5 protein-coding genes are annotated in these 5,491 nt (G+C 75.9%); 2 read left to right on the forward strand and 3 right to left on the reverse strand.

Going from position 1 to position 5,491, the window contains the following annotated elements:
• A partial coding sequence (locus ABD347_RS03700; RefSeq protein WP_344356231.1) for a DUF2510 domain-containing protein occupies positions 1 to 906 on the reverse strand: 906 nt, incomplete at its 3' end.
• A gap of 230 nt (positions 907 to 1,136) precedes the next feature.
• Between ABD347_RS03700 and ABD347_RS03705 the strand changes: the two genes are divergently transcribed.
• Complete coding sequence (locus tag ABD347_RS03705; RefSeq protein WP_344356233.1) at positions 1,137 to 1,547, forward strand: SsgA family sporulation/cell division regulator; 411 nt, start codon at positions 1,137 to 1,139, stop codon at positions 1,545 to 1,547.
• A gap of 8 nt (positions 1,548 to 1,555) precedes the next feature.
• On the opposite strand, the gene ABD347_RS03710 is transcribed toward ABD347_RS03705, so the two are convergent.
• Positions 1,556 to 1,939: a VOC family protein gene (locus tag ABD347_RS03710; protein ID WP_344356235.1), complete on the reverse strand. Its 384-nt coding sequence runs from the start codon at positions 1,937 to 1,939 to the stop codon at positions 1,556 to 1,558.
• A 91-nt stretch (positions 1,940 to 2,030) separates the two neighbouring features.
• A complete protein-coding gene (locus ABD347_RS03715; RefSeq protein ID WP_344356237.1) occupies positions 2,031 to 3,398 on the reverse strand; it encodes an FAD-binding oxidoreductase in 1,368 nt (455 codons plus the stop codon).
• Positions 3,399 to 3,507: 109 nt separating this feature from the next.
• Between ABD347_RS03715 and ABD347_RS03720 the strand changes: the two genes are divergently transcribed.
• The gene (locus ABD347_RS03720; RefSeq protein WP_344356239.1) at positions 3,508 to 5,088 is read left to right on the forward strand and encodes a tetratricopeptide repeat protein; all 1,581 of its coding nucleotides are present in this window, start codon (positions 3,508 to 3,510) and stop codon (positions 5,086 to 5,088) included.
• Positions 5,089 to 5,491 lie beyond the last annotated feature (403 nt).

Genomic DNA, 5,491 nt, shown 5'->3' on the forward strand with positions numbered 1-5,491 from the left:
GTCGTTGACCGGGGGCTTCCATGGCAGGACCGGCTGCTGGGAATGGGCCTGCGGCTGCGGGTGCGCCTGTGCCTGTGCCTGTGCCTGTGCCACGGGCTCCGGCTGGGCCAGCTGGTGCACCTGCTGCGCCCAGGAGGAGGCACCGCCGCCCGGGCCGTCGGTGACGGGAGCCGCGGAGGCGGCGGAGGCCGCCGGGGCGGGGGCGGGAGCGGAGGTGGCCGCGGCGGGGGCGGGAGCGGAGGCTGCCGCGGCGGGGGCCGGCTGCGGGGCCGGGGCGTCCTGCCGCGGCAGCGGCTGCGGCTGGGCGGGGGCCTGGGGGGTGCGCGGGGCGCCGGGCGTGACGGCCCGGATGGTCATCGTGCCGTCGGCGGGGTGCTCGGGCCCGGGCTTCGGCCGCGGGGTGAGCGCGCGGATGGTGACCGTGCCCTCCGGGGCCGCCGCCTCCACGGGCTCCGGCTCCACGCTCCGTACGCCCGGCAGCGCGCCGCCGGTCGGGTCGGCGGCCGGGCGGCGCGGGTCCTGGCCGGCCTCGGCCCCCCAGGAGATCCGGCGGTCGCGGTCGCCGCCGAACCCGGTCTGGCGGGAGGCGTCGGCCTGCCACACGGTCGCGGGCTCGGGGCCCGGCCTGCCGTCGGCGACCGGATCCTCCTCGTCGAAGAAGACCGGCCCGGTCTCCTCCACCGAAGGCGTCGGCGCCGGCGTCGGGGGCGTGGGGGCGGGGGCCGGGGCGGACGCGGCCGGGGCCGGCGGCGTCGGCACCGCCTCGCCGTCCTTGGGCGCGGGGCGGCTGGTTCCCGGCACCCAGGCGGCACCGTTCCAGAACCGGATATATCCCGGAATGGACGGGTCGGGGTAGTAGCCGGGCGTGGGGCTGCCGTCGCCGGTTGCCGGGGTTGGGGCGCTCATCACCGTGGTCCCGTATCTCCTCGAGGCCTCAATTCAAGGCACCACATCTACCAGACCGCCGAGCGGGCCCGAACCGGTCCGTCCACAACGACCACGTTCCGGTCACACCTGTGTTACGGAGAGAAAGGGCGTGATCCGTTGCGGGAAGTCGCGTAATGACGGGCGCGCAGGCCCCTCTCCCCGGTGTGGCCCGTTCCGGGGCCCCCTACCGGAGAGAAGGGAACCGTCCCATGCAGCACACCGTCGTCGAACGCGACCTGGAACTCACCCTGGTGCTGTCACCCGAGCGCGGCATCCCCGTCCCCGCCCGGCTGACCTACCGCACGGACGACCCGTACGCCGTGCACATCGTCTTCCACGTCGGCTCCGAGCACCCCGTGCACTGGACGTTCGCCCGCGAGCTGCTGGTCGAAGGGGTCTTCCGGCCGTGCGGGCACGGCGACGTGCGGATCTGGCCGACCACGCTCGACGGACAGGCCGTCGTGCTGCTGGCGCTGTCCTCGCCGGACGGCGACGCGCTCCTGGAGGCGCCGGCGCCCCAGGTGTCCGCGTGGTTGGAGCGGAGCCTGCGGGTGGTGCCGCCCGGCTCGGAGTCGGAGCAGCTCGGCCTCGACGACGGGCTGGCCGAGCTGCTCGCCTGACGGCGCGTTCAGTCCGTCACGTACGTGTGCGTGATGAATTCGATCGAGTGGCCGTCGGGGTCGTCGATGTAGACGCCACGGCCGCCGTGGTGGTGGTTGATCCGCTGCGGCTCGTGGTGGTGCGGGTCCGCCCAGTACGGCAGTTCCCGCTCCTGGATCCGGCCGAAGACCGCGTCGAACTCCTCCTCGGGGACGAGGAAGGCGAGGTGCTGAGGGACGATGCGGGGCGCGTCGTCGTCCAGGTAGTCGAGGGTGACCCCGCCCTCCAGCGGGACGCTGGCGAAGGGGCCGAAGGGCTTCGGCTCGGGCGCGTCGATCAGTTCGGTGAGGAAGCGGGCGGCGGCGAAACGGTCACGGCTGCGGACGATGGTGTGGTCAAGGCGTGCGGGCACGGCTCCTCCTTCGTCGGTTCCTCTGCGTCGCCTTCACGCTATGCGGACCGGCCGCGCCCGGACATCGGGCATGGGGCCTAGGGCCACGGTCTCAGAAGAGCTTGCCGGGGTTGAGGAGCCCCAGGGGGTCGAAGGTCCGCTTGATGCCCCGCTGCAACTCCACGCCGACCGGGCCCAGTTCCCGGGCCAGCCACTCCTTCTTCAGTACGCCGACGCCGTGTTCGCCCGTGATGGTGCCGCCGAGCTCCAGGCCGAGCGCCATGATCTCGTCGAACGACTCGCGGGCGCGCCGCGACTCGTCGGGGTCGGTGTGGTCGAAGCAGACGACGGGGTGGGTGTTGCCGTCGCCCGCGTGCGCGCAGACGCCGATGGTCAGACCGTGCTTCGCCGCGATGGCGGCCGTCCCGTCGAGCATCGCCGCCAGCCGCGAGCGCGGTACGCACACGTCGTCGATCATCGTCGCGGACTTGACGGCCTCCAGGGCGGTCAGCGACATCCGGCGGGCCCTCAGCAGCATCTCCGACTCGGCCGCGTCCTCGGCCGGCACCACCCGCGTGGCCCCGGCGGCCGTGCACAGCTCGCCCACGGCGGCCAGGTCGGCGGCGGGGTCGGGGGTGTCGAACGCGGCGAGCAGCAGGGCCTCGGTGGACTCGGGCAGCCCCATCCGACCGAGCCGGTTGACGGCCCGTACGGTCGTGCGGTCCATGAGTTCGAGGAGGGACGGGGTGTGGCCGCGCTCCATCACCGCGCACACCGCGTCGCACGCGGCGGCGGCGGACGGGAACTCGGCCGCCAGTACCAGCTGTCGCGGCGGCCTCGGGCGCAGCGCCAGGACGGCCCGTACGACGACGCCGAGGGTGCCCTCGGAGCCGACGAACAGCCGCGTCAGGTCGTACCCGGCGACGCCCTTGGCGGTACGGCGGCCGGTGGACAGCAGGCGGCCGTCGGCGAGGACGACGTCCAGCCCCAGGACGTACTCCGCTGTGACGCCGTACTTGACGCAGCACAGGCCGCCTGAAGCGGTGCCGATGTTGCCGCCGATCGTGCACATCTCCCAGCTGGACGGATCCGGCGGGTAGTACAGCCCGTGCTCGCCGACCGCGCGGGACAGGGCGGCGTTGACGACGCCCGGCTCGACGACGGCGATCCGGTCGACCGGGTCGATCTCCAGGATCCGGTCCATCTTCGTGAGGGACAGCACGATGCAGCCGTCGGACGCGTTCGCCGCGCCCGACAGGCCCGTCCGGGCACCCTGCGGGACCACCGGCACGCGTGACGCGGTGGCCGTGCGCATGATGTGCCGCACGTGTTCGACCGTGCTCGGCAGGACGACCACGGCGGGCGTGCCCGCGTGGCAGAAGCTCGCCATGTCGTGGGCGTACGAGGCGGTGACGTCCGGGTCCGTCAGCACGGCCTCCGCCGGGAGGCCGGCCCGGAGGCGGGTCAGCAGGTCTTCCATGATCCCAGCCTGGCATCCGGGGCCATCGGTGTGAACCCGCCGGGCGTTCGAGTCGGGGTACGCCGGGTGGCTCGTCGTACGGACGCGCTGTGTGTCGCACAGTGACGGCATGAAGACGGAACGGGTCCCTCAGATCGTCCTGGGTGCGGGCGCGGGCGCGGTGCTGGCCGGCGCGGCCGCCCTGTTCGTACCGGGCAACCTCGGCGGTGACGCGCCCGCTCCCGCGCCCGGTGCCGCCGCCCGGGCCGTGTCGGCGGCGCGGGCGGGCGCGCAGGCGTCCCTGCCGGAGCTGGCCGCGCTGATCGGCGACCGCGAGAAGTGGCTGCGGGCCCACCCGGGCGACGACGCGTCGTGGGCGGTGCTGGGCGGCGCGTACGTGGAGCGGGGCGTCCGCGACGGCGACACCGCCTCCTACGTCAGGGCGGAGAAGGCGCTGAAGCGGTCCCTGGCCGCCTGGCCGGCGGGCAAGGGGAACGTCGACGCGCAGCTCGGGATGGGGGCGCTGGCGAACGCCCGCGGTGACTTCCGGGCGGCGCGGAAGTGGGGCGAGGCGGTACGGAAGCAGCAGCCGCGGCGGTGGCAGGCGTACCCGGTGCTGATCGACGCCTACAACGGGCTCGGCGACTACGTGTCCGCCGGGCGGGCCATGGAGCGGCTGCGGGCGCTGCGGTCCGGGGCCCCCGCGCTGTCCCGCGCCGCGCTGGTCTACCGGGACCGGGGCTGGCGCGAGGACGCGTCGGCGCTGGCGTACGACGCGGTGGCGCTCGCCGCCACACCGACGGAGAAGGCCTCGTGCCTGGTGCGGCTCGGTGACCTCGCGTGGGAGCGCGGCGAGCCCGTGGAGGCCATCGCCTCCTACGGACCGGCGCTGCGGCTCGTACCCGGCCACGCCCCGGCGCTGGCCGGGCGGGCCAGGGCGCTGGCGGCGCTCGGCCGGACGGACGAGGCGCTGCGGGACTACGCGGCCGCCCTGAAGGCGCTGCCGCTGCCGCAGTACGCCCTGGAGGCGGGCGAGCTGTACGAGTCGCTGGGCCTGGACGGGGACGCGGACACGCACTACGAGGTGCTGCGGGTGCGCGCCACTGAGGCGGGGGCGCACGGGGTGAACGGGGCGCTGGTGCTGGCCCGGTACGAGGCGGACCACGGCGACCCGGACGCCGCCGTGCGGCGGCTGCGGGCCGAGTGGGCGAAGGGCCACCGGTCCGTGCACGTCGCCGACGCGCTCGGCTGGGCGCTGTACCGGGCGGGGAGGCCCGAGGACGCGCTGCCGTACGCCAGGCGGGCCACGGAACAGGGCCTGCGCAGCGCGCTGTTCGCCTATCACCGGGGCCGGATCGAGCGGGAGCTGGGGAAGTGGGGCCCGGCGCGGCGGCACATCGCCGAGGCGCTGCGGATCAACCCGGACTTCTCGCCCCTGCTGGCGCCGGAGGCCCGGCGGGCCCTGGCCGCGCTGGGCGAGCCCCCGGAGGGCGGGCCGAAGCAGGGGTACGGCGAGGAGCCGGCGTGGCGGTCCGGGTCGTCACGCGCCGGTTCACCGCCGCCGCGGGATCCGGAACGTCAGCGACCGCGGGCGCAGGCACGCGAGCGGCGAGGGCCGGAGGGCACGCCGTCACCCACGCGGTCGGCGTCGCCGTCACCGTCGCCGTCGTCGGGCGGCACGGCACCGGGATCCTTGCCCCCCGGGCGGTGAACGGTCACCGTCCGGGCGCCGCGCAGCCGGGCACGCCACCCGGGCGGCCGGCAGCCAACAACGGCGCCACCCGCCCCGGGCGGTAAGCGGGGGCGGCCCACCGCGCAGAACCGGGGCACGCCACCCGAGCGACCGGCGACCAGCACGGCCCCGGGGCGGTGAACGGTCAGCGTCCGCAGCGCCGCCGGGCGTGCGGCGTGGACCGCCAGGTGGGGCGCCCGGCCGCTGTCGGCACGGGCGCCCCACGCCGGGCCGCCGGCCCCTGTCCGGCGCTCGGCCGCCCGGCCCCCCGTTCCGGGCGGCCGAGCGCCAAGTCTTCTCTCCCCCGCCCGTTCCGTACCGGCGCCCGGGGCGTACCCGGGGGCGGGGCGCCTCCGGGCTCGTCTCCTCGCGGGCGGCGGCA

Source organism: Streptomyces gobitricini (assembly GCF_039532985.1).
Taxonomy (GTDB): domain Bacteria; phylum Actinomycetota; class Actinomycetes; order Streptomycetales; family Streptomycetaceae; genus Streptomyces; species Streptomyces gobitricini.